Origin of the sequence: Pseudenemella bisphenolivorans (assembly GCF_051133435.1) — a bacterium.
Taxonomy (GTDB): domain Bacteria; phylum Actinomycetota; class Actinomycetes; order Propionibacteriales; family Propionibacteriaceae; genus JAAYAO01.
This window is the reverse complement of the sequence record NZ_JBPGNY010000005.1, coordinates 136,578-160,825: the sequence shown is the minus strand read 5'-3', so window position 1 is coordinate 160,825 and position 24,248 is coordinate 136,578. Positions and strand designations below refer to the sequence as shown.

The following is a 24,248-nucleotide window of genomic DNA, read 5'->3' as shown; positions in this document are numbered from 1 at the left end:
GTCACGTCCCTTCGCCGGGGCCCCGGCAGGTGGCAGGATTGATTGATTCTCGTTTCCCGGCACAGGAGCAGTGATGTCCGCCGACCCCACCCACCCGAGCCCGCGAGTACAGATCGGAGCCGCTCCGACCCCCCGACGATGGGCGCTGCGCAGCCTGATCGTGGCAGTGCTGATCCTGGTGCCGTTGACCGAGGCGTGGGCCCTGTCGACCGTCGGCCGTCAGATCGGTGTGCTGGCCACCATCGGGGTGGTGCTGCTCACCAGCATTCTGGGCCTGGTGCTGGTGCTGCGGGAAGGATCCAAGGCCTGGCGCTCGCTGCTGGAAGCCCTGCGCGAGGGCCGGATGCCCAGCCGGGAGTTGGTCGACGGCTCCCTGGTGGTGATCGGCGGGCTGGCCCTGCTGGTACCCGGACTGCTGTCGGACCTGCTGGGTCTGGTACTGCTGATCCCGTTCACCCGCAGCCTGGTGCGTCGGGTGATCGGGGCGAAGATGGCCCGCCAGATGGCCGAGGACCGGATCCGCTCCGGGGTGATTCCCGGGGAGGCCGAGAAAGCCGAGACGAAGAAGCCTGACGAGAACGACGAGGGCGTCGTGGTGGGGCAGTTGCTTCCCTGACGGGAACAAATACAGGTTGCTCCACGTTGTACCGCTAGATCACCTGCGAGGGGGAGAATATGGCTGAGCGAACACTGCGCGGAGCGGGCTTGGGTAGCAAGAGTTTCGAAGACGAGTCGGGTATCGAATTCGCCGCCCGTCGAGAGATTGGTTTCGACTGCACCAACGGGCACCACTTCGATTTGGTGTTTGCCGAAGAGGCCACCTTGCCCACCGAATGGGAATGCCCGCGGTGCGGCGTGGTTGCCCGGCGTACTGATGGCTCGATGCCGGAGGAGAAGGAAGTCAAGCCGGTGCGAACCCACTGGGACATGCTCCTCGAGCGCCGATCGGTCACCGAACTGGAGGAGTTGCTGGCAGAACGCCTGGAGTTGCTGCGTTCGGGACAACTCAGCCGATCCGCCTGACCCACAACACACCAGGGCCCGTCACCATCCGGTGGCGGGCCTTCGTCATCACCGGGCGATGATCGGGGCCGGGGTCACCACCACAGGCCGCGCTCGACCAATACCTCGCGCAGCACGTCGATCCGGTCGCTGATCAGCCCGTCCACGCCCATGTCCAACAGGGCGTGCATCTGGTGCGGTTCGTCGATCGTCCAGACATGCACCTGACGACCGGTGTCGTGCGCGGTGCGAATGAACCCCGGGGTGACGATCCGCACCTCCCGTCCGGCGATCGTGCTGGTCACCGGCACCTGCAGAACCACTCCGGGTGCCGGACGCAGGCGGGGGAGAAACGGCACGAAACGGGTCCAGGCCACTTCGGTGCGACTCGTTCCGGTGGCCACCTGGGTACCCATCCGGCGCCGGAAGGCGTTCAACCGGTCGGGCCCGAAGGAAGTGACACACACCCGGTTCTGGGCGCGATGGGACGCGATCGCGTCGGCCAGCGGAGCCACGGCACCGGCGGCCTTGAGATCGATGTTGAACCGGCTGTCGGGGAAGGTCTCGAACACCTCGTCCATGGTGGGGATCGGTTCCAGCCCGCCGATCCTGGCCTGCTGTACCTCCGACCACGGCAACTCGGCGATCAACCCGGTGCCGTCGGTGGCCCGGTCGAGCCGGTCGTCGTGGAAGGCGATCAACACCCCATCGGCGGTGACATGGACGTCGGTCTCCAGGTACCGGTAGCCCAACCCCACGGCCTGCCCGAAGGCATGCAGACTGTTCTCCCGTCCCACATTGCCCGGCAGCAGTGGCCCGCCACGGTGGGCGAAAGCACAGAAGGGTGCATCGAAATAGGGATAGTCCTCGGCCCGCATGGGCGCAGTATGGCACCGGCCGGTAACGCATCGGCAACATGGGGCGATGACCTACAGTGGCGGGGTGAGTACCCAGCAGCGACGTCCCGACGCGTCGATGACGTTGCTGCGCGAAATCACCGAGCAAGCTCTCGACCCGGCCTATGCCCGCGCCGCAGCCGGTCCGCACCGTCCCAGGGCCCGGGTGATGCTGATGCTGGTGCTGTTGCTGGCCGGAGCCCTGTTCGCGGTCGCGGCGGTGCAAACCACCAAGACCCGGCCGGCGATCGCCGCCGAACGCGAGGAACTGATCCGCCACATCGAGGCCGCCCGGGCCCGCCAGAACGAGCTGCGGGCCCGGGTACAGGAAACCGACTCCGAGGTCACCCGACTGCAGAACGAGGCAATCGGCCACGACCGCGACCTGGAGGACCTTCGCCTCGAACTCGACCGCTTGGAACCCCTCGCCAGTGGGGTGGCGGTGCAGGGCCCGGGCGTGGTGCTGACCGTCGATGACGCCCCCGGGGATCAGAACCAGCGGGTGGTCGACACCGACCTGCAGCAGTTGGTCAACGGGTTGTGGTCCAGTGGTGCGGAGGCGATTGCGATCAACGGGCACCGGTTGAGTTCGTTGACTGCCATCCGGGGTGCCGGGGAATCGATCACGGTGGACTATCGTTCCCTTAGCCGGCCCTATGTCGTCGAAGCCATCGGCAACCCGAAGACGTTGTTGGCGGACTTCGCCGATTCCTCCGGCGGCCGGTGGTGGGCCTATGTCACCCAGAACTTCGGCCTGCGGTTCGATTCCCGCACCGCCGACGTTCTGGAATTGGCGGCCGACCCCGGTCAGGACCTTCGATACGCAGGAAGGAGCACCACCCGATGATCGCGATCCTGGGCCTGATCGTGGGCATTGTCCTCGGCGTGCTGCTCGAACCCTCCATTCCGTCCTGGGTCCAGCCCTATCTGCCGATCGCGATCGTCGCCGCCATGGACGCCCTCTTCGGCGGGTTGCGGGCCTTCCTGGAAGGCACCTTCACCGACCGTGTTTTCGTCGTGTCCTTCCTGTCCAATGTGCTCATCGCCGCCCTGATCGTGTGGGTCGGCGACCAGATCGGGGTTGGTTCCCAGCTCTCCACCGGCGTGGTGGTCGTCCTCGGTATCCGGATCTTCACCAACGCCGCCGCGATCCGAAGGCAGGTGTTCCGTGCCTGAGGACGAACGCCGCCCACCACGGCCCCGCTCCCGCTTCCGGCAGACCGGGGTGCTGGCCCGCCGCGCCCAACAACGCCGGGAACGCGCCGAAGCCGACCTGGCGGCCGGACGGCCGGGCGATGACGACGAGACCCTCGCCGCGCTGCGCGGTGGCAGTGCGACCCCCGGTAGCAAGGTCGAATGGGGGCGCCTACTGCGTCCCGGAGCCGGACAGGTGATCGTGGCGATCATTCTGGCCCTGTTCGCCATGGCCGTGGTGATGCAGATCCGGGTCGCGACCCAGGATGAGACCTATGCCTCGTTGCGCCGCTCGGACCTGGTGCAGATGCTCGATTCGCTCACCCAGGAGACCCGCCGGCTGGAATCGGAGTTGGCCGAACTGGAGAAGACCCGCGACGAACTCGCCACCGGTCAGGACTCCGAACGGGTCGCCCGGGAACAGTCGCACAAGCGCCTCACCACGATGCAGATCCTGGCCGGCACCGTGCCCGCGGAGGGCCCCGGGGTGGTCATCCGGATTTCCGACCCCCAGGGCAAGGTCGGGGTGGACGTGGTGCTCAACGCGATCAGTGAGATGCGCGATGCCGGTGCCGAGGTGATCGAGTTCAACGATTCGATCCGGCTGGTCACCACCAGCTCGATCGCCCAAGGTCCGGACGGACTACTGATCGACGGACAACCGTTGACCACCCCGATCAAGATGGAGGTGATCGGTGACCCGCACGCTCTGGAGGAAGGTGCCCGCTTCCGTGGCGGTCTGGTCAGCGAGATCACCAGCCCCCGGGTGGGTGGTCAGGTCACCGTGACCCGCAGTGAACGCATCGAGATCAACGCCTTGCACGAGCCCCGTGAGAATCAGTACGCCGAGCCGGTGCGATGAGCAGGATTGCTTGCCCTAGGGTGAGAAGCGCGCCACACAAGGAGGACAGATGGCCGAGTTCCCCGAAGATCTGAAGTACAGCAGCGACCACGAATGGGTTCGCGACGGTAACGGTGCCACGGTGCGGATCGGCATCACCGAGTATGCCGCCGAGCAACTGGGTGACATCGTGTACGTGTCCCTGCCCGAGGTGGGCGATGAGGTGAGCGCCGGCGATTCGGTCGGCGAACTCGAGTCGACCAAATCGGTGTCGGACATTTTCTGTCCGGTCAGTGGGGTGGTGACCCAGGTCAACGCAGTGGTCGGTGACCGTCCGGAAGTCATCAACAGCGACGCCTACGGTGACGGCTGGCTGTTCGAGGTCGAGGTCACCGACGACTCCGAGATCGAAGACCTGATGGATGCCGATGCCTACGCCACCGAAGTGGGTGGCTGAGGGGTATCGCGGTTTTCGTTTCGATTCATGAAAGACTGGTGGACATGCCGTTCTGTTCCCAATGCGGGTATGAGTATCAATCCAATGCTCGCTTCTGCTCCCAGTGTGGACGTGCGGTGAGCACCGACGCGATGGCGAATGCCGACACCACCCGGGTCATCCCGAGTGTGAACGAGGAGCCATTGCAGGCCGGCCCCGAACTGAGCCCGGACGAGGAGCAGGCGATCAACGCCCTGCCCCAGGGTTCGTCGCTGTTCCTGGTGCGCCGCGGCCCCGATGCGGGGTCACGGATTCTGGTCGACAAGCCCGAGACCACCGCGGGACGTCACCCCGGCTCGGACATCTTTCTCGATGACGTGACGGTCTCGCGTCACCACGTGCGGTTCGTCCGGCAGGGCAACAACTTGGTGGTCTCGGACGTCGGCAGCCTCAACGGCACCTATGTGAATCGAGACCTGATCGATGGGCAGGTCACCCTGCGCACCGGAGACGAGGTTCAGATCGGCAAGTTCCGGTTGGTCTACTTCGCCAGTCCCCACGACATGAGCTGATGGCGAGCGAGGTACGTCGGATCGGCCAGGTGCTGGCCATTCTGAAGAAGGATTTCGCCGACATCTCCATCTCGAAGATCCGATTCCTGGAGAGCGAAGGCCTTCTCACGCCCGAACGTGCCCCGTCCGGTTACCGGCTGTATTCCGAGGACGACATCGCCCGGTTGCGCTACATCCTGAGAATGCAGCGCGATCACTACCTGCCCCACAAGGTGATCCGCGAACACCTCGACATGATGGATCGGGGTCTCACCCCGCCCGCGGTGAACCAACCGGCTCCCGGACCGCAGGCCGTCTCGGGCACCCCGCAGCCACGCCCGCCGCAGCGCAAGGAGATGCGGCTGTCGCGCGGGGAGTTCCTCAAGGCAACCGGTCTGCCCGAAGCCTTCCTGGCCGAGTTGGAACGTCAACACATCATCACCTCGCGTCGCGGGTCCCGGTTCTACGGACGCGACGCGGTCACCATCGGCCTGGTTGCCCGGCGGCTGGCCGAGTACGGGATGGATGCCCGGCACCTGCGCGCCTTCCAACTGGCCGCCACCCGGGAGGTCGGGCTGATCGAACAGGCCCTGGCGCCACATCTGCGTCGGTCCGGTAACCGCAAGCTGGCCGCCGAGGTGGTGCAACTGGCCGCCACCGCACACGCTGCGATGATGCGCCAGGCCATGGACCGGTGACGTTATTGCCTCGGCTCGTTAGGCTGGAGGCATGCGCGAGCTTGATGTCGTCGGAGTACGAGTCGAGATGCCTTCCAGTGCGCCCATGGTGCTGCTGCGGGAGGTGGGCGGAGCGCGCTATCTGGCCATCTGGATCGGAGCCAACGAGGCGTCGGCGATCGCCAACGTCCAGGAGGGGAACGTGCCACCGAGGCCCCTCACCCACGACTTGATGGTCACCACCCTCACCCAACTGGGCCACAACCTGCGTGAGGTGCACATCACCGAGATCAGCGGCGGCACCTTCTATGCCGAACTGATCTTTCCCGAGGTCGAGATCAGTGCCCGTCCCTCGGACGCGATCGCCCTGGCATTGCGCTGCGGCGTGCAGATTCTGTGCGCCGAGGAGGTTCTCGACGAGGCCGGGATCGCGGTGCCCGAGGAGGAACAGGACGACGAGGTGGAGAAGTTCCGGGAGTTCCTGGACCACGTCTCGCCCGAAGATTTTGTCACCGATCCCGAGTCCGATGACCCGGATCAGTCGTAACGGCGTTATCATTTCGGAATCAGCCAAGCCGCGACGCACGGCGTTGACCTCATCGGGCAACCGTGTCGGACGCAGTAGGGTCAACGTGACCCGGGCGGCCCGCAGCCGCAACCGATAGCAGCAGAATGCGAGGGTACCGTGACGTATCAACAGCAACCTGCCGATGAGGCGAATCCCGCAGCGGCACAGGACTTGTTGTTCGACGGCGACTTCGCGCCGCTGCCCGAGGACGTCGGGTTCCGCGGCCCGGTGGCCTGCGACATCGTGGGCATCACCTACCGGCAACTGGATTACTGGGCACGCACCAAATTGGTCGTGCCCACCGTTCGTGAAGCCACCGGATCGGGCACCTCACGGCTGTACAGCTTCCGCGACATCCTGCTGTTGAAGGTCATCAAATCGCTGATCGACGCCGGCATCTCGCTGCAGCAGATCCGCACCGCGATCGACCACCTGCGCTCGCGCGGGGTGGATGATCTGACCCAGGTCACGCTGATGAGTGACGGAGTGTCGGTCTACGAATGCACCTCCGACGATCAGGTCGTCGACCTGTTGCGCGGGGGACAGGGCGTGTTCGGTATCGCCCTGGGCGGGGTGTGGAAGTCCATCGAGGGCAAGCTGCTCACCCTGCCGATGAGCAAGGCCGAACCCGAGCCCGTGGTGGCCGACGAGTTGGCCGAGCGCCGGGCGCGCAAGCACGCCTGATTTCACCACCTCTCGGTGGCGGTGCCGCACCGTCGACCGCCCGGCGGTAGTGTCGGTCAGCAGGCAGCCATCGACACCGAAAGCGAGACGCCGTGCCCTCCGACGCCTTCATCGATCGTCATCTCGGACCCCGCGAGAGTGATATCGAGCAGATGTTGAACGTGGTCGGCGTCGACTCGATGGATGCGCTGATCGATCGGGCGGTTCCGGCTGCACTGCGGGTCGATGCCGACCCCGAGCTTCCCGAGGCACTCACCGAAACGGCTGCCCAGCAGCGTCTGGCCGAACTGGCCGCCACCAACAACCCGGGCCTGGCGATGATCGGGCTGGGTTACCACGGCACCATCACCCCGGCGGTGATCCGACGCAATGTGTTGGAGGACCCGTCCTGGTACACCGCGTACACGCCCTATCAGCCCGAGATCAGCCAGGGCCGACTCGAGGCGCTGTTCAACTTCCAGACCCTGATCAGTGACCTGACCGGGCTGCCGCTGGCGAACGCCTCCCTGCTGGACGAGGCAACCGCGGTGGCCGAGGCCATCGCCCTGGCTCGCCGGTCGGTGAAGAAGCACGAGGTCGCGATTCTCGACCCCGACCTGTTGCCGCAAACCACCGCGGTGGTGCGCACTCGCTCCGAGGCCGCCGGCTGGGAGATTACCGCCGGCAGTAACGATCTGGTGGCCGACCTGCAAACACATGACGCCTTCGCGGTGGTGGTCCAGGTTCCCGGCGCGTCCGGCCGTCTGCGCAGCACCGCCGAGTTGCGCCGGATCGCCGAAAAGGCCCACGACAACGGCGCCCTGGTGATCGCCGCAGCCGATCCGCTGGCATTGACGCTGATCACCCCGCCGGCCGAGTGGGGTGCCGACATCGTGGTGGGTAGCGCCCAACGGTTCGGCGTCCCGCTGTTCGGCGGCGGCCCGCACGCCGGCTACATCGCGGTGCGCGAGGGCCTGCAGCGCAGTCTGCCCGGCCGGCTGGTCGGGCTGTCGGTCGACGCCGACGGGGTACCCGCCCTGCGACTGGCCCTGCAAACCCGCGAACAGCACATCCGACGCGAGAAGGCCACCTCCAATATCTGCACCGCTCAGGTACTGCTGGCCGTGGTGGCGGCGATGTACGCGGTCTACCACGGCCCGGACGGGTTGCGGCGGATCGCCGGTCAGGTGCATGACCGGGCCACCCGGCTGGCCCGGAACCTGGTCGATCAGGGCTGGTCGCTCACCCACGAACACTTCTTCGACACCATCGCCGTCTCAACCCCGGCAGCAGCCGACACGATTGTTGCCGCAGCGCGGGAACGGGGCCTGCACCTGCGCCGCATCGACGCCGACCGGGTCGGCATTTCGATCGGTGAGGACGTCACCGACGACGACCTGGCCGGCGTGCTGGCCGCCTTCGGAGAATCCGAACCCCACGGCGCCGGCCCGGCACCGGAGGGGCTGGGAGACCATCAGCGACAGACCCCGTTCTGCACCCACCCGGTGTTCAACAGCCACCACAGCGAAACCGCGATGATGCGGTACCTGCGCACCCTGGCCGACCGCGACATCGCCCTGGATCGAGGCATGATCCCGCTGGGCAGTTGCACCATGAAGCTGAACGCGGCCGCATCGATGGAACCGATCTCGTTGCCGGGCTTTGCGAACATGCACCCCTTCGTCCCCGCCGAAGACCAGCAGGGCACCGCCCAGTTGGTCGCCGACCTGGAACAGTGGCTCGCCGAGATCACCGGTTACGACGCGGTCAGCCTGCAACCGAACTCCGGGGCCCAGGGGGAGTTCGCCGGGTTGATGGCGATCCGGGCCTATCACCACAGCCGTGGCGAGACCCAGCGCGACGTCTGCCTGATACCCAGCTCGGCCCACGGCACCAACGCCGCCTCGGCGGCAATGGCCGGAATGCGGGTGGTGGTGATCGCCGCCGAAGCCGACGGTTCGGTCGACCTGGCCGACCTGCGCGCCAAACTCGATCAGCACGGCGACCGGGTGTCGGCGGCGATGGTGACCTACCCGTCCACCCACGGGGTGTTCGAGGAAACCATCACCGAACTGTGCGAGTTGGTCCATGCCGCCGGGGGGCAGGTCTACGTCGACGGGGCCAACCTGAACGCGATGATGGGGCTGGCCCGTCCCGGCAAGTTCGGCGCCGACGTGAGCCACCTCAACCTCCACAAGACCTTCACCATTCCGCATGGGGGCGGTGGTCCCGGAGTGGGGCCGATCGGGGTTCGTCAGCATCTGGCCGAGTTCCTGCCCGGCCACCCGATGACCCACCCGGATGCGCCGGTCGGACCCATCTCGGCCGCCCCGCAGGGCTCCCCGGGGGTACTGCCGATCCCGTGGGCCTACATCGCGATGACCGGGGCCGCGGGGCTGCGGGCATCCAGCGAGTACGCGATCCTGTCGGCCAACTACGTCGCCCAACGGCTCGCCGACGCCTACCCGGTGCTCTATGCTGGCCGCGACGGCCTGGTCGCCCACGAGTGCATCCTCGACCTGCGTCCGTTGACCAAGCAGACCGGCATCACCGTCGACGACGTGGCCAAGCGGCTGGTCGACTTCGGATTCCACGCTCCGACGATGTCCTTCCCGGTGGCCGGCACCCTGATGGTGGAACCCACCGAATCGGAGAGCCTGGCCGAGATCGACCGGTTCTGCGAGGCGATGTTGGCCATCCGGGCCGAAGCCGACCGGGTCGCGGCCGGTGAATGGCCGGCCGACGACAACCCACTGGTCAATGCGCCGCATCCGGCCGCCCGGGTGATGGCCGACGACTGGCCGCATCCCTACCCCCGCTCGGTCGCGGCCCACCCCGACGGGCAAGCGCCCACGATCGCCGCCCGGGGGTTGATCGGCGGCGCCGGACCCAACAAGTACTGGCCGCCGGTGGGCCGTATCGACGGCGCGCGCGGCGACCGCAACCTGATTTGTTCCTGCCCACCAATCGAGGCTTATGCCGAGGAGGAGAGCGCCCATGGGTGACTTCATCGAGAAGGTCAAGACCAACCCGATCGTCGCCCACCTGTTGCGCGCCGCTCAGCGGTTCAACACCCGCTTGGGCAACCAGTTCGGTGCGGCGATCACCTACTTCTCGGTGCTGGCGATGGTGCCGATCCTGATGTTCGCCTTCGCCACCACCGGATTCGTGCTGACCGAGCTGCGTCCCGAACTGCTCGACCAGGTCAAGGATCAACTGCTCAGCTCGTTGAGCGGCGTCCCCGAGGGTGTCGGCGGGCAGGTGTCGGAGCTGATCGAGAGCTTCCTGACCAACTGGCGGGGCGTCGGCATCGTCGGTCTGCTGTCGGCGATGTATTCCGGTGCCGGTTGGGCGGGCAACCTGAAGAGCGCGGTGCGGGCCCAATGGCGCCCCGAGTTCGACATGAGTGAACAGAAGCGGTTCATCGTGGTCGAGGTGCTGATCAACCTGCTGATCCTGGTCGGACTGCTGGTGTTGGTGGTGTTGACTTTCGGTTTGGCGACCACCTCGACGTCCATGGCCGACACCATCATCGGATGGCTGGGTTGGCAGGATGTGCCGGGGATCGGCTGGATTCTGCGCCTGGCCCCGATCCTGGCCTCGGCGCTCGCCGGTTGGGTGCTGTTCGTCTATCTGTACAAGGTGTTGCCGCAGACTCCGGTGCCGTTCAAGCACATCGCCAAGGGGGCGTTGATCGGCTCCATCGGCCTGGCGGCGCTGCAGTACCTGACCACCTTCCTGGTGTCGTCCTTCACCGGTAACCCGGCGGCCGCCCTGTTCGGCCCGGTGATCGTGCTGATGTTGTTCTTCAACCTCTTCGCCCGACTGATCCTGTTCGTCGCCGCGTGGATCGCCACCAGCGTGCAGCCGGTGACCCCCGTGGAACTCACCGACGTCGACAAGCCGCTGGTCGATGTTCCGGAATCCGATGTGGAGTCCTGGCAGTTCGACGACGACCAGCCCCAAAAGCCCGGGGTGGACTACCGCACCCCGGCCTCCGCGGCCTGGCAGGGCCAGCAGGCCCGCGAGATCGGGCCGGACGAATGGGTGATTCCACCCGAGCCCGACGAGAGCATTCCGGTCAACCAGAAGGTCGCCGCCCAGGCGGTCAAGGTCGGTTCGGTCACCGGCTGGGTGGTCGGTGCCGCCACCGGCATGGGTCTGGGGGCGTTCATCACCAGGTTCATCACCAACCGCACCAAACGGAAGAAGTGACGAGATGGATCTTCGGGTTTTCATCGAGGCCCAACAGGGTGCCTCCTACGCCGACCAACTCGCAGTGGCCCGGCGGGCCGAGGAATGTGGGTACTCCGCCTTCTTCCGCTCCGACCACCTGGTGGCGATGGGTGTCGAAGGACTGCCCGGCCCGACCGAAACCTGGACGACCCTGGGTGGCTTGGCCCGCGAAACCAGCACGATCCGGTTGGGCACCCTGGTCACGGCGGTGACCTTCCGTCACCCTGGCATGCTCGCGCTCACGGTCGCCCAGGTTGACGACATGTCCGGCGGACGGGTGGAGTTCGGGCTCGGGGCCGGCTGGTTCGAGGCCGAGCACCGCGCCTACGGCATCCCGTTCCCAGACATCGGCGGCCGGTTCGACCAACTCGAAGAGGCGCTGCAGATCATCACCGGGCTGTGGAACACCCCGGTGGGGGAGAAGTTCGATCATCCGGGCCCGCTGTGGCCGATCACGGATTCACCGGCGCTTCCCAAGCCCGTCCAAGAACCGATCCCGGTGATCATGGGTGGCCGCGGCAAGAACCGCACCCCCCAACTGGCCGCGCGCTATGCCGGCGAGTTCAACCTGCCGTTCGTGACCCGGGAGCAGGCCGCCGAGCAGTTCGCGCGGGTTGCCGATGCCGCCCGTGCGGCAGGTCGCAACCCGGACGAGATCACTTGGTCGAATGCGCTGGTGTTGTGCGTGGGCAAGAACGAGGCACAGATCAAGCAACGGGCCGACGCGATCGGACGTGAGGTCGACGAAATGCGCGCCAACGGGCTGTGCGGCACCCCCGACGAGGTTGTCGACACCCTCGGTCGATGGTCCGAGATCGGCACCCAGCGGGTGTATCTGCAAACCCTCGACCTGAGTGATCTGGACCATCTGGATCTGGTTGCTGCCGAGGTCATGCCGCAACTGTGATCGCGTCGGCCGTGTCGCGGAGTTCGGCCGCGGGCCGGGGTAGGAGCGCGTCGAGCGCTACTCGACCCTGAAGCCGACGTGGGTGTCGACCTTCCCGAGGCCCCACGACTTGATGGTGGTCACCAGGGCATCGAAGCGGCGTTGCTCGGGCGGGGTCAGGGGAGTGGATTCGTCGGTCATGGTGCGGTGGTCGAGTTCGACGTGGAAAATCACGCCGTCGGTCCGGTTGTTGGCATCCATCCAAATCCGGCCGACCGAGGGTCCTTCCACGAGCTGTTGGAGTTCGTCCCCGAAACCCGCCATGTTCTCGGGTGCGGTTGAACCGGGCGGGATCGGCAATCCCCAATTCACCTCGTCCGGGTGCGTGATGCTGATCTGGCCCGGCCAATCGACCACCGACGCGATCTTCTCGACCCTGTTCCAGGCCCGCCCCACGCGGGGGTCGAGGTCCTCGGCGCGAGACGGGGCATCGGGCTGGGCGATCAACCGACGATGGTCAATGGGGATGTCCCGGTAGTCCTGACCGGGCTCCAAGGACACGTTGAAGGTCACGTCACTGGTCTCATCGTTGGCAGCCCCGGCCAACTCGGTGGCGAGGGCTTCGTTCATGGCCGACACGTGTTGGGAGATCCGCAGGTCCAGGTGGCCGTACTGCACCAACAGCCCGGCACCATTCGGGGCGATGGCCGCGAGGTCGTCTCGCTCGGAGAAGCCGCGCACGGTGTCGATCAGTTTCACCAGGTCCTCGGCCGAAGTGGTCGTGGTCTCGCTGATCTCGATCACGTACCGGTTCCTCGGCTCCGGGTCCGCGTCACGGCAGGACGAGGAGTCGATCTCGACCTCGATCGCATCCCGCTCGGCATAGGGCAGCAGGGCGTCGGTCATCTCGGCGGCGATCGAATCGCAATCAATCTCGCCCGGTGACGGCGGTGCAGGGGGCGGTTCCGGGCCCGGGCCGGAGCACCCCAGCAGCAGCCCGGCCACAGCCACCGACACTGCCAGACCCACCGACGGCCGCGACGCGAACCTCCCCAACGCGGTATCCCTTCGGCTGTTCACTCGTACATCAGACCCACGAAGGTGTCGACCTCCCCGAGCCCCCACGACTCCATGGTGGCCACCAACGCCTCGAAGCGCCGCTGCTCCGGTGGGGTGAGCCGCTGATCATCGTGGGAGACCGTGCGGTGGTTCAGTTCGACCGAGAACCTCAGCCCGTCGCGGTCGTGCTGGGGCCCCAGCCAGAGTCCGATCACCGAGGGGCCGGACGCGAACTCATGGAGTTCGTCGCCGAAGCCTGCCATGTTCTCGGGCGCGGTGGAGCCCGGTGGAATGGGCAGCTGCCACTTTCTTCCATTCGGATGTTTCACCGACATTTCGCCCGGCCACTCCACCACCGACGCAATTCTCTCGGTCGTGACCCAAGCCCGTTCCACGCGGGGGTCGAGTTCTTCGGCCCGGGTCGGGGCATCGGGCTGGGCAATCAACCGACGACGGCTCCTCGGGGTGTCCCGGTAGTCCTGACCGGGTTCCAGGGTGACGTTGAAGGTCACGTCACTGGTCTCATCGTTGGCAGCCCCGGCCAGCGCGGTGGCGAGGGCTTCGTTCATGGACGGCAGGTGTTGTTTGATCCGCAGGTCCAGGTGGCCGTACTGCACCAACAGCCCGGCACCATTCGGGGCGATGGCCGCGAGATCGTCTCGCTCGGAGAAGCCGCGCACGGTGTCGATCAGTTTCACCAGGTCCTCGGCCGAAGTGGTCGTGGTCTCGTTGATGGTGATCGCGTAGCTATTCCTCGCCTCCGGGTCGGCATCCCGGCAGGACGAGGAGTCGATCTCGACCTCGATCGCATCCTTCTCGGCATACGGCAGCAGGGCGTCGGTCATCTCGGCGGCGATCGAATCGCAATCAACCCCACCGGGCGACGGTGGAGCAGGGGGCGGTTCCGGGCCCGGGCCGGAGCAGGCCACCAACAACCCGGTCAGTGCGACCGACATCGCACCCACCACGCACGCCCGGAACGAGTACTTCATCGAGCCATTGTCTCCCGGAGGGGGCCGACCGATCCGGAGGAGCCCCGAACGAGCGGGTGCCCGGCTCCACCGAGGAACCGGGCACCTGCTTGTTCGGAGATCAGTGCTGTGTTTGTGGCCCAGCCAGCTCAGTGCTGATTCGGCTTGGCCTGGGGCTGACCGATCTGGTTCAGCATGTCGACGAACCACGGGGTGTTGATGTCGAAGGGCTTGCCACCGGCGATCCGATCGAACTCGATCACCCGCAACTCGTCACCGCGCTCCTCGTCGTTGCCGACCACACCGGCTTCACCGCGCAGCGCGGCGTCCACGGCCAGATCGCACATCGAGCTGATCAGGTCGACGTCGTATTCGACCGGGGCGGCCGAACGCGAGTAGTAACCCGACTTCTGCACCATCACCTTTTCGGCTTCGAGACGGTGGGCGAACTCTTCACCGAACCAGGCTCCGGGGTTGATCTTGTCGAGCTTCACGTGTCCGAAGGGGTCGCGCGGCACTTCCTTGCCGGCTTCCTCCATCTCGGCGACGATGCCTTCGACCCCGGCACCCTCGGACAGGAAGATCGTCACATTGCCCACGGTGTCCATCACCTGCTTCAGCCGGACGGCTTCGGCGTCGAGGTCGAAATCGTCCTCGGGCACGTAGACCGCGTGCACCTCGCGCTTCTCACGGGTCAGGCCGATGTCGGGCAGCCAGGCCCGGGTGTCGAGCCAGTTGCGGTACTCGTGAGCGGTGGCAGCGGTCAACCAGCCGCAGTTGCGTCCCATCACTTCGTGAATGATCAGCATCCGGGAGCCGGAGTTGTGCTCCGAGACCACGTTCTGGGCGAACCGGGCACCCATCTCGGCCGCGGTCTGGGCACCCAGCGATTGGCGGATCGGGACGACGTCGTTGTCGATCGTCTTGGGCAGGCCGACCACGGTCAGGCCGTAGTCGTGGCGGGCCAGGTAGGCGGCCAGGTCGGCGGCGGTGGTGTTGGTGTCGTCACCGCCGATGGTGTGCAGGACGTCCACCCCGTCGGCGACCAGCCTGTCGGCGGCCACCTGCAGGGGGTCGGCACCCTCTTCGACCAGGCCACGTTTGACCAGGTCGGCGGTGTTGGTCAGTTTGACCCGGGAGTTGCCGATCGGCGAACCACCGTAGGTGTGCAGCAATCCGGCGCTGGCGCGAACCTCGGGGGTGACGGTGTAGTACTCACCTTGCAGCAGGCCCTGATAGCCGTGCTTGTAGGCGATGATTTCCGTCTCGGGGGAGGTTTCGGTGTAGCGCTGAATCAACCCGCCGATCGCCGAGGAGAGGCACGGGGCGAACCCACCGGCAGTGAGCAGGGCGACCTTGTTGACCATCGAAGAAACCTTTCTGGTGACTGTCGGATACCACCCTACGACGGGCTACAGGCTGGCGGTGATGCGGCCGATCGCTTCGGTGATGATCTGGGGTGAGGTGGCCAGGTTCAGCCGGACGAAACCGGCGTGGTCGGGCCCGAAGGTGGCGCCGTCGTTGAGGGCCACCCGGGCGTGTTCCAGAAAGTGGCGCGAGGGTGCGGCCAGGCCCAGTTCGCGGCAATCCAGCCAGGCCAGGTAGGTGGCGCTACCGGGGCGGTAACCGACCTGTGGCAGTTGCTCGGCCAGCAGCCGGCTGAGCAACTGCTGGTTGGCCTCGATCTCGGCCAGCAACTGGTTGAGCCACGGTTGGCCGTGACGCAGGGCGGCGGTGTGGGCGATCACCGCACCATGGGAGGCCGCACCCCGGGTGGCACCGTAGGCCAGGCCGGCAAGGTCTTTCCGGGCCCCGGCACCGGCGATGATCAACGCGGCCTTGTAGGCGGCCAGGTTCCAGGCCTTGGACGCCGAGGCCACCGCGAAATCGGTCTCGGCACCGGGCACCGACACATAGGGCACGAAGGTGTCCCCGGAGTGCACCAGGGGAGCGTGGATCTCGTCGGAGATCACCCGCACCTGGTGTTCGCGGGCCAGGGCGGCCACCTGGGTCAGTTCGTCGCGGGTGTGGGTGGTGGCGGTCGGGTTGTGCGGGTTGCACAGCAGGTAGGCGGTGGGCTTTTCGGCGCTCGGACCGGCGAAGGCGGCTTCCAGGGCCTCGAGGTCGAGCCGTCCCTTGGCGGTCAGCGGCACGTCCAGCACCCGTCGTCCGGCCTCGGTGATCACCGAGTAGAACGGCGGATACACCGGGGAGTTGAGCACCACCAGGTCACCGGGCACCGTCATCGCGTGGATCAACGCCGAGATCGACTGCATCACGTCCGGGCCGAGCACCAGTTGGCTCGGGTCGGGGCGCCAACCCCAGTGCCGGGACGAGTAGTCCGCCCAAGCCTCTTCGTAGTGATGTCCCTCGGGGTAGCCGGTGTCGCCGTTGCGAATCCCCTGGATCATCGCCTCGGCCACCGGCGCGGCCGGATCGGCGTCCATCTCGGCCACCCACAGCGGCAGTACGTCGGCGTCGTAACGCTGCCATTTCATACTGGTGCGGGTGCGCAGCCTGGCCAACGGGATGTTCAGGATCGAGTACTCCACGCGCGACACTCTAACCACCCGTGCTCATCGAAGTGCGGTGCCCTACACTCCGGTCATGGCGCGTTATTTCGATGTTCACCCGGACAATCCGCAGCAGCGATCGATCCAGCAGGTGGTCGACATCATCCGCGACGGGGGGCTGATCGCCTATCCCACCGATTCCGGTTTCGCCCTGGGCTGCCAGTTGGGCAACCGCGACGGCCTGGATCGGATTCGATCGATCCGCAAACTCGACCAGCACCACCACTTCACCCTGGTGTGCGCCAACTTCGCGCAGTTGGGGCAGTTCGTGCAGATGGACAATGACGTGTTCCGGGCGGTCAAGGCCGCTACCCCGGGGCAGTACACGTTCATCCTGCCCGGCACGCGCGAGGTGCCGAAACAGATGCTGCATCCGAAGAAGCGCACCGTCGGGGTTCGGATCCCGCAGCACACCACCACCCTGGAACTGTTGAGCGTGCTGGGCGAACCGTTGATGTCGTCCACGCTGATCCTGCCCGATCAGGACGAGCCGTTGACCGACGGTTGGCAGATCAAGGAAGAGCTCGACAATGTGCTCGACGCGGTACTCGACTCCGGTGATGTCGGCGTCGAATCGACCACGGTGGTGAACTTCACCGGCGACGAGGTCACCGTCGACCGGATGGGTGCCGGTGATCCGGCCCCCTTCCAGGGCTGAGGTTCGAGCTCAGGACTGTTCGGTGGCCGGGCGGGGGACGGGCCGGCCACCACCGAGCAGCGGGTTGTACCGCAGCGAGTTGGGTCGGCATTCGCACTCGGTGGCGATGCGCATGTCGGCGATCTTGCCGGCCTCGCGCAGTTCGTAGAGCTTGGGCACCACCCGGTCACGGATCGCCCAGGGGTCGAGGGTGTTGAGGTAGATCTTGGTGCCACCCTCGAATCCGGCCAGGGTCGATACCCGCCACTTCAACATCACCCGCCACGGCATCGCCACATCGGAGTCGAGTGGGCGGTAGTACCACTCCTCGTTGCAGGGCACGTCGGTACCGGTGGCGGCATGGCAGGCGTGCACCAGGTCGCTGACCCCACGAATCTCGGCGTCGGTGTGCTGCCACGGCATGATCGCGGTGGAGCGGGAATAGATCTCCAGGGTGGGGTAGCGGTGCCCGAAACCGGCGAAGGCGATCGCATGCTCGTTCTCGGCGATCACCAGATTCTGGTAACCGGCGTAGTTGGTGGCCGCCTCGTTGTAGATGTTCGCGTTGTTGCGCACCACCTGCAGTTCGTGTTCGTTCTGCACCCCGCGCTCATCGATCGCCACCAGTTGTTTGTGCAGGTGATCGAAGGACGCCCCGGCAGGCTTCAGCCAGTTCTGGAACACCGCGACATAGCGGACGTACCGGTTCTGTGCGTACAGCGATTCGGCGGCGCCGGCGGTGAACTTGATGTAGCGATAGTGCTCCTCGGGCGTGAGCGTGCCCGAACCGGCCAACTCGTCGTCGGTGGTGGCACCGTCGACGTAGTGCCGACGGGCCACGATCACATCATGGCCGCCACCGAAGAAGCCGGTGGCATACTCCAGCAACTCCTCGTCGGTGAGTTCCTCGATCTCGGACGGGGTGCGCCCACCGGCGGCCAGCCGTTGCCGCACCACCCCCAGCACGTGCTCACGTCCGGCGGGGTCGGCCAGGTACCGGTCGCGGGCGGTGATGTTGTCGGTGGCCAGTTCGTAGCCGTAGTTGGCGTGCCAGTAGTCGTAGGACAGGATCTCGAACAGGTTCGGGATCCGGCGGAACTCGGCGGTGCTGTTGGTCAGTTCTTGCCGCGACACCCAGTCGTGTTGGGTCCACTGGCCACGCTCGAGCACCAGGCGGGACTTCTCCGGCGGGGTGTCGGGGTAGCGATCGCTGCAGAAGGCGCAGTACCGGCCCTCGTCGGCCGGGTCGAGCTTCTTCGGGTCGGCGCGCACGATGCCGAGGGGACGGTGACCGCGTCCGGGCACGGTCCACACCTGGGTGCCGCTGAAGGGGTTCACCTGTTTGACCGTGCCGTCGGCCAGACGGGCGAGGTATTCGGGGGTGGGAATGCGGGACACGCTCATGGGGATTCCTGAACAATCGGTGGGTGGTTCACGCTCAACGGTCAGCTCGACAGCGAGAAGGTGCGCCGGTAACCGGTGAAGGTGTCGTGCAACTCCACGGTGATGATGCCGTGCCGGTCGATCACGTACTTTTCCTCGATCATCGGGCCCTCGTGCTCCAGTCGGGTGACCGCGACCCGGTCCAGGCGGCGGCCGTCCTGCAGCTCGGGGGTGAAGCCGAAACGGACCTCGGCGAACGGCACCAGGTCACCGCGGGGTTCGCCGTCGGCCAGGGAGGCGTATTCGACGAAGCGGAACACCCCAACGTTGTGGGCGGCCCGGTATTGCCGGGTGATCACGGTGTCCTCGGCGGGGGAGACGATCTCGCTGTTGCGCAGGATCGGATCGAAGCTGACCAGATGCCCGCCCTGCTGTTCCCGGAAGACCCCGAAGCCACGCGAGAGGCGGTCGGTGAGGCGGTAACCGGCCTCGGAGTCGGTGGCGATGGCCAGTCCGATCGCGGTGGAGGCGGCCGGGAAGGGGGAGCGGTGCACCCGGCGTCCGAAACGTTCGCGCAGCACCCGGGGCACCAGCGGCAGGCAACTGCCACCACCGACGAGGTAGAGGCCGGCGACCTCGGCCAGGTCGGCCCGGTCACCCAGGTCACCGACCAGCGGGGTCATCGCCTCGACCGTGCGCAGTACCAGGTGCTCGGCCTTCTCGTAGAAGGTCGGTACCGGCACCAGCACCACCTCGTCGCAGACCTCCAGTGCCATCCGCTTGGTCTGCGGTGACAGGCGTTCCTTGGCGTCCCGGGCGTCGTCGATCAAAGCGGCCCGTTCGGTGTGACTCAGCGAGTCGTAGCGGCGGTTGGCCAGCGCAGCGGCCACCACGGCGAGCTGGTGGTCGAAGTCGTCACCACCCAGCCGGTTCACCCCGACGCTGTTCTCGACCGTGTGATCGGTGCCCTCGATCCGCACCAGGGAGGCGTCGAAGGTGCCGCCGCCCAGGTCGTAGATCAGGACCCGGTTGCGCCGCGAGGTGATCGTGCGCGACTGGCGGTGGGTGTATTCGAAGGCCGCCGCGGAGGGTTCGTTGATCATCGCGGTGACGGTGAAACCGGCCCGACGGAATCCCTCGAGGGTCAGGAAACGCTGGGCTCCGTGGGCGTGGGCGGGTACCGCCACCGCGCAGCGTTCGGGTCGCTCCCCGATCGTGGAGGCACGGCCGAGGGCGGTACCGAGCGCGGTCAGAAATCCGGTGAGCACATCGAGCAGAACGAAGTCGTCGGAACCGATGCGTACCGTGCTGCGATCGGTGACCCGGGCATCGGCGAGTTCACGCTTGAACGACCGGAGGATCGGGGCGCCCTCGGCTGCGGCGTCCAGGGCTTCGAAGCCGAACACCAGCCGTCCGTCGACGTTGGCGGCCGTACTGGGGAAGTACTCCTGGGTGTCACCGTTGGTGTCGATGAAACCGACGACCGGGTAGTTGCCCCGGTCGGCATATGCGACCACCGTTCTGGTGGTTCCGAAGTCAACGCCCAGCTGCATGCCGTGAGCGTAACAGTGCTCGACGCCTACTTCGTGTCCGGAGTGGACCGCTCAGTTGCGGCTCACCAACCGGGAGTTGGGCAGTGGGGGTGCCGCGATCGGGGCGGGCGTATCGGGCGGGAACGGACCGAACAGTTCGGTGTCACGGGCCGAGTCGATGTCGGCTGTCATCTCGGCCTGCCACCGGGCCCGATAGGCGACGATCTCGTCATGGCTGCGGCCGATGAAGTTCCACCACATCACGATCTTCTCGGCGAAGGGTTCACCGCCGATGACCAGCAGGCGGGCGCCGGATGCACCTGCCTCGATGGGCAACTCCGCACCGCCGGGGGAGACGTAAGCGAGGTCGTGTTCGTCAAGGGCTCGGTGCGAGATTCGTACCGTCCCGGTATCCAGTAGGAAGCCGTATTCGAAGTCGGGTGACAGCGGAGCATTCCATCTTGCGCCGGGGTCGAGGACGATCTCGGCACCCACCACGGGCACCGGGTACTCGATCGGGCTGCGCGCACCCAGCCAGTCGCCGAGGAAGACCCGGGCCGTTCCGCCCGCGATGGGTGTCGGTTCGGGGCGATAGTGATCGAAGCGGGGTTCCGCGTCACGAGTGTGGTTCGGTGCGGCCAACCAGAGTTGTGCCCCGTGCAGCACGGTGGTGTCGGTGGTGGAGAACTCCGAATGTGAGATGCCTCGTCCGGCGGTCATCAAGTTCAGCTCACCGGGACGCACCCGGGCCCGGTTGCCGGCCGAGTCCAGATGGTCGATCTCGCCGGTGAACAGCCAACTGACGGTGGAGAGGCCGGTGTGTGGGTGGCGGGCGACTGCCATCCCGCCGGTGCTCGCGACGTCATCGGGGCCGTAGTGGTCCAGAAAGCACCAGGCGCCGATCATTCGCAGTTCGCGGTGCGGGATGGTGCGTCGCACGGTCATCGCCCGCACTCCACCCAGTGGCACCTCCCGAGCGCCGAGCACCTTGATCGGTGCCTGGTGGTGCGGTGCCCCACCGACGAACTCCTGGGGATGCTCCTCCGGATTACTCATCGATTCAGAATAGTGACGACGCGGCCCGGGCGACAGCGCGACAAGACATGCGCATCGCCCGGGCCGGGTGGGATTCGTCGCGCTACTCCGACTTCCAGGCCTTTGCGAAGTCCATCATCTGCTCGTTGGCGGGGCGAATACCGTGAACGTTGTCCTGCCAGGGCACGAAGGGTGCCGTCACGCCGATGTTCGCGGCCGGATGCACCTCCTGGAATCGTTCCTCGATGCGCTTGATCACGTCCTGGCGTTCATCGCCCGGGGCCGCACGCAGTTCCTCGATCAGGCCGTCCATCTCGTCGTCGGCGAACCCGAGGGCGTTGGTGAACGACTGGGAGTGCATGGTGCGGTACAGGCCCAGGAACGGGTCTTCCTCCGAGATCGAGTTGCCACCCTTGGCGAAGTCGAAGTCGTGATCGACGGCCACCTTCTTGGTCTGGTCGGCCGGGCTGCGCTGGCCGTCGGAGGTGACCTCCATGCCGGCGGCCTCCAATTGGGCGACCACGGTCATCGCCTCGTCCTGGCCGACGCGGTCGGTGGTGTGGGTCAGGACGATCTTGCCGTCCCAACCCTCAGCCTTGGCTTCTTCGACGAGTTTGGCGGCTCGCTCGGTATCGGCCGGTTCGGGTTCGACATCGACGTGCCATTGCGACAGCGGGCCGAACAACTGCACCCCGGCCAGATCGACGGTGTCCTCACCCTGACCACGTTCATAGACCAGCGCCGGGTTGATCGCTGCTGCCACGGCGGCGCGCACCTTGGGGTTGGAACCGGGTCGCTCGGCTCGGGAGTTGATCTGGACGAAGTTGCCCTGATTCTGCAGGCTCACGTAGCCGTGGGTACCCCCGTCACGCAGTTCCTTCACGATCCGCGGTGAGCGAAGGAAGGCGGCGTCGACCGACTTCTCGGCGAAGGCCTCCGAACGCACCTGGTCGGTGTTCAGCCACACGAATCGCAGGTTGTCCAGGTACGGCTTGCCGCCGTAGTAGTTCGGGTTCGCCTTCAACAGGAGTTCTTCGCCGGGCCGGTAGCTCTCCAGCATGAACGGGCCGGCGCCGATCGGGGTGAAATCCTCGCCCTGATCAGCGGTGGGGGAGACGATCATGCCCATCCCCAGGCCGAGCATTGCGGGGAAGGTCGCCCACGGTTTCGAAAGAGTGAAGACCACGGTCAGGTCGTCGCTGGCCGAAACGCCCTTCCAGTGGGGGCCGATCACGGCGAAGTCCATGCCGCGGTTGGCGATGTAGCGCTCCACGCTCTTCACCACGGCCTCGGCATTCAGCGGGGTGCCGTCGGAGAACGTGGTGTCGGGGCGCAGTGTGACCGTCCACTCGGTGAAGTCGTCGTTCGGCTCGATGCTCTCGGCGAGCTTGGGCTCGAACTCCTTGGTGTCGGCGTTGTATTGCACCAGGGCGTCGTAGATGGCCAGGTCGGCGGTGCCGCCGGAGAAGCCGGTGATGAAGTGCTTGCTCGGGTCCAGTGAGCGACCGTCGGCGTAGTCGGCGAAGGTCAGGGTTCCGCCCTGCACCGGTTCACCGGGTTCATCCTGGCGATAGACACCGGGCGACCAGGACGAGGAAGCCGCTTCGCCGCCGGCGGGGGTGGATTCGCCGGGATCGGTCGGATCCCCGGGGGTTCCCCGGCCGCAGGCGGTCAACAGCAGGGATCCGGCCAAGGCCACACCCATCAGCTTGGCCAAAGTTCTTGCGTTTCGCACAGGCTCTCCTTTGAGCAAATGATCTCGCTGACGCGATGTCCAGCGAACCCGGATGCCTCATATTGACAGCAGGAAAGCCGATGCAGGAACGATGATCCTACAGACCGGGTACCGTGATTACTGCTGGATGACTTCGGTCGCTGCGGCGGGCATCGGGCCATCGAGGCGGGCGACGCGCAATACCATCAACCCCTCCCGGTGGCCGAGTGTCTGCAACCAGGTGTGACCGGGCAGGCCGGGATCGTGCTCGGCCAGAGCCAGCCTGACGTAGCCGTCCGCGTCCGCAGTGGTGTCGAAACTGCTGGCGTACACCCGGGCGTCGAAACGCCACTCGAACGATTCCATCCAGTAGTTCATCGGCACGAAACTCCAGTAGCAGCCCGCCGGGGGACGGAACTCCACGGTCAGCACCTCACCGTCGGCCAGCTCCCAATAGCCGTCCAGATAGCTGTGCCCCTTGGGCGTATAGATGTCACCGGCGTCGTGCAAACTCGCCAGGACATTGCGCTTGGTGGCCTTGATGTTGTCGGCCCACTTCGACCACAACTCGACGTTGTGGGCGGCGAACGCGACCGCCCGGCCCACGCCGGCGTCCAGGTCCTCGCCGGACAACGGAGCCGGCGGTGGGGCCGGTGAGGTGCGCTCGATCTGCAACGGACGTGGCCGATCCGTGCGCGGGTCGCGCAGGTAGCGCCGCACCGACAAAGAACTGGCATCGGGTTCCATCAGCAGGGTGTTCGGTGCCCGCTCGGAGTTGTCGGCGGCGCTGTGCAGGTGAAGGGTGAAGGTGCCGTCCGCGGCGATCTCGAGTTCCTCCTCGGTGAGGGCGTCGATCAGTCTGCGTGGGGTGGGGTTCTGACCGCTGAGGTCACCGGAATACACCCCGAACTCGATCAGTTCGGTCTCGGCCATGCTGCCGGTGATCACGTAGCTGTGCTCGGCCGAGATTTTCGCCGAGTCGTAGAGCTGGGTTGGGCTGTCGCCGGCAAACTTGCGCACCCCGTCGCGGGTGTTCTGATGAAATGCCGGGTGCGCCGGGTCGGTGTACTCGACGAACTGCTCCAAGCCGATGGTGAAGTAGCGCCAGAACAACCGGCGTCCCTCGGCGTGGTCCAACGCGTTGTCCGGTATCGACAGATTGTCGAAGATCTCCGCGAATGACGAGATCGCTCGGCCCACGGCGTGGAAGGACGAGGCCGGTGCTCCGGTGGGTTCTGAGGTGGTCACTGAGGTGTCCTTCCGCGGGTGGTCAGATATCCGGCTGGGCGTTTCGTCGGCCGAAACAATCGCGACGTTAGCGAAGCCCGATGGATCGGTGATTGAACTTCCTGCCCAGCAGGCCGAAGCGCTCCGGAACAGGGCCGGGGGACGTC

At 66.3% G+C, this 24,248-nt stretch carries 24 protein-coding genes; 14 read left to right on the top strand and 10 right to left on the bottom strand.

Annotated elements, in window-relative coordinates; all coding sequences use genetic code 11:
• Window positions 1-73 precede the first annotated feature (73 nt).
• Both ACR4XW_RS13040 and ACR4XW_RS13035 read left to right on the top strand, forming a co-directional pair.
• Window positions 74-616 (top strand): FxsA family protein, encoded by a 543-nt coding sequence (locus tag ACR4XW_RS13040; RefSeq protein ID WP_434760995.1) that lies wholly within the window; start codon window positions 74-76, stop codon window positions 614-616.
• Window positions 617-675: 59 nt separating this feature from the next.
• The gene (locus ACR4XW_RS13035; RefSeq protein WP_434760994.1) at window positions 676-1,023 is read left to right on the top strand and encodes an RNA polymerase-binding protein RbpA; all 348 of its coding nucleotides are present in this window, start codon (window positions 676-678) and stop codon (window positions 1,021-1,023) included.
• Window positions 1,024-1,097: 74 nt separating this feature from the next.
• Here the strand turns inward: ACR4XW_RS13035 and ACR4XW_RS13030 are convergent, their stop codons facing one another.
• Entirely contained in the window at window positions 1,098-1,880 is a 783-nt protein-coding gene (locus tag ACR4XW_RS13030; protein ID WP_434760993.1) for a glycerophosphodiester phosphodiesterase family protein, read from the bottom strand.
• Window positions 1,881-1,944: 64 nt separating this feature from the next.
• On the opposite strand from ACR4XW_RS13030, the gene ACR4XW_RS13025 reads away from it, so the two are divergent.
• The 11 genes from ACR4XW_RS13025 (at window position 1,945) to ACR4XW_RS12975 (ending at window position 11,971) form a co-directional block, all read left to right on the top strand.
• On the top strand, window positions 1,945-2,745 hold the full coding sequence (locus ACR4XW_RS13025; RefSeq protein ID WP_434760992.1) for a DUF881 domain-containing protein: 801 nt from the start codon (window positions 1,945-1,947) through the stop codon (window positions 2,743-2,745).
• Complete coding sequence (locus ACR4XW_RS13020) at window positions 2,742-3,074, top strand: small basic family protein (RefSeq protein WP_434760991.1); 333 nt, start codon at window positions 2,742-2,744, stop codon at window positions 3,072-3,074. The genes ACR4XW_RS13025 and ACR4XW_RS13020 overlap by 4 nt, the downstream gene beginning before the upstream one ends.
• Entirely contained in the window at window positions 3,067-3,954 is an 888-nt protein-coding gene (locus ACR4XW_RS13015; RefSeq protein ID WP_434760990.1) for a DUF881 domain-containing protein, read from the top strand. The genes ACR4XW_RS13020 and ACR4XW_RS13015 overlap by 8 nt, the downstream gene beginning before the upstream one ends.
• Before the next feature lie 49 nt (window positions 3,955-4,003).
• Window positions 4,004-4,390, top strand: a complete 387-nt coding sequence (gcvH, locus tag ACR4XW_RS13010) for a glycine cleavage system protein GcvH (protein WP_434760989.1) — start codon at window positions 4,004-4,006, stop codon at window positions 4,388-4,390.
• 44 nt (window positions 4,391-4,434) lie between these two features.
• Window positions 4,435-4,941: an FHA domain-containing protein gene (locus ACR4XW_RS13005; protein ID WP_434760988.1), complete on the top strand. Its 507-nt coding sequence runs from the start codon at window positions 4,435-4,437 to the stop codon at window positions 4,939-4,941.
• Window positions 4,941-5,618: a transcriptional regulator FtsR gene (gene ftsR, locus ACR4XW_RS13000; protein ID WP_434760987.1), complete on the top strand. Its 678-nt coding sequence runs from the start codon at window positions 4,941-4,943 to the stop codon at window positions 5,616-5,618. The genes ACR4XW_RS13005 and ftsR overlap by 1 nt, the downstream gene beginning before the upstream one ends.
• A gap of 31 nt (window positions 5,619-5,649) precedes the next feature.
• Complete coding sequence (locus tag ACR4XW_RS12995) at window positions 5,650-6,144, top strand: bifunctional nuclease family protein (protein ID WP_434760986.1); 495 nt, start codon at window positions 5,650-5,652, stop codon at window positions 6,142-6,144.
• 138 nt (window positions 6,145-6,282) lie between these two features.
• Window positions 6,283-6,849 (top strand): MerR family transcriptional regulator, encoded by a 567-nt coding sequence (locus tag ACR4XW_RS12990; protein WP_434760985.1) that lies wholly within the window; start codon window positions 6,283-6,285, stop codon window positions 6,847-6,849.
• 92 nt (window positions 6,850-6,941) lie between these two features.
• On the top strand, window positions 6,942-9,833 hold the full coding sequence (gcvP, locus tag ACR4XW_RS12985; RefSeq protein ID WP_434760984.1) for an aminomethyl-transferring glycine dehydrogenase: 2,892 nt from the start codon (window positions 6,942-6,944) through the stop codon (window positions 9,831-9,833).
• A complete protein-coding gene (locus ACR4XW_RS12980) occupies window positions 9,826-11,043 on the top strand; it encodes a YhjD/YihY/BrkB family envelope integrity protein (protein WP_434760983.1) in 1,218 nt (405 codons plus the stop codon). Before gcvP ends, ACR4XW_RS12980 begins: the two co-directional genes overlap by 8 nt.
• Window positions 11,044-11,047: 4 nt before the next feature.
• Window positions 11,048-11,971 (top strand): LLM class F420-dependent oxidoreductase, encoded by a 924-nt coding sequence (locus ACR4XW_RS12975; RefSeq protein WP_434760982.1) that lies wholly within the window; start codon window positions 11,048-11,050, stop codon window positions 11,969-11,971.
• Window positions 11,972-12,028: 57 nt separating this feature from the next.
• Here the strand turns inward: ACR4XW_RS12975 and ACR4XW_RS12970 are convergent, their stop codons facing one another.
• From ACR4XW_RS12970 to ACR4XW_RS12955, 4 genes are all read right to left on the bottom strand, one after another.
• Window positions 12,029-12,856, bottom strand: a complete 828-nt coding sequence (locus tag ACR4XW_RS12970) for a hypothetical protein (protein ID WP_434760981.1) — start codon at window positions 12,854-12,856, stop codon at window positions 12,029-12,031.
• Between the two features lie 170 nt (window positions 12,857-13,026).
• Window positions 13,027-14,001 (bottom strand): hypothetical protein, encoded by a 975-nt coding sequence (locus ACR4XW_RS12965; RefSeq protein WP_434760980.1) that lies wholly within the window; start codon window positions 13,999-14,001, stop codon window positions 13,027-13,029.
• 128 nt (window positions 14,002-14,129) lie between these two features.
• Complete coding sequence (locus tag ACR4XW_RS12960) at window positions 14,130-15,347, bottom strand: pyrophosphate--fructose-6-phosphate 1-phosphotransferase (protein WP_434760979.1); 1,218 nt, start codon at window positions 15,345-15,347, stop codon at window positions 14,130-14,132.
• A gap of 45 nt (window positions 15,348-15,392) precedes the next feature.
• Window positions 15,393-16,532, bottom strand: a complete 1,140-nt coding sequence (locus ACR4XW_RS12955) for a MalY/PatB family protein (protein ID WP_434760978.1) — start codon at window positions 16,530-16,532, stop codon at window positions 15,393-15,395.
• A gap of 55 nt (window positions 16,533-16,587) precedes the next feature.
• Between ACR4XW_RS12955 and ACR4XW_RS12950 the strand changes: the two genes are divergently transcribed.
• Window positions 16,588-17,211 (top strand): L-threonylcarbamoyladenylate synthase, encoded by a 624-nt coding sequence (locus ACR4XW_RS12950; protein WP_434760977.1) that lies wholly within the window; start codon window positions 16,588-16,590, stop codon window positions 17,209-17,211.
• Window positions 17,212-17,220: 9 nt separating this feature from the next.
• Here ACR4XW_RS12950 and ACR4XW_RS12945 read toward each other — a convergent pair whose 3' ends face one another.
• The 5 genes from ACR4XW_RS12945 to ACR4XW_RS12925 form a co-directional block, all read right to left on the bottom strand.
• Entirely contained in the window at window positions 17,221-18,594 is a 1,374-nt protein-coding gene (locus tag ACR4XW_RS12945) for a DUF4921 family protein (RefSeq protein WP_434760976.1), read from the bottom strand.
• A 41-nt stretch (window positions 18,595-18,635) separates the two neighbouring features.
• Window positions 18,636-20,126, bottom strand: a complete 1,491-nt coding sequence (locus tag ACR4XW_RS12940; protein WP_434760975.1) for an Hsp70 family protein — start codon at window positions 20,124-20,126, stop codon at window positions 18,636-18,638.
• A gap of 51 nt (window positions 20,127-20,177) precedes the next feature.
• Entirely contained in the window at window positions 20,178-21,161 is a 984-nt protein-coding gene (locus tag ACR4XW_RS12935; protein ID WP_434760974.1) for a pirin family protein, read from the bottom strand.
• A gap of 82 nt (window positions 21,162-21,243) precedes the next feature.
• Window positions 21,244-22,875, bottom strand: coding sequence for an ABC transporter substrate-binding protein (locus ACR4XW_RS12930; protein ID WP_434760973.1), 1,632 nt, complete (start codon window positions 22,873-22,875; stop codon window positions 21,244-21,246).
• A 117-nt stretch (window positions 22,876-22,992) separates the two neighbouring features.
• On the bottom strand, window positions 22,993-24,102 hold the full coding sequence (locus ACR4XW_RS12925; RefSeq protein WP_434760972.1) for a hypothetical protein: 1,110 nt from the start codon (window positions 24,100-24,102) through the stop codon (window positions 22,993-22,995).
• Between the last annotated feature and the right edge of the window lie 146 nt (window positions 24,103-24,248).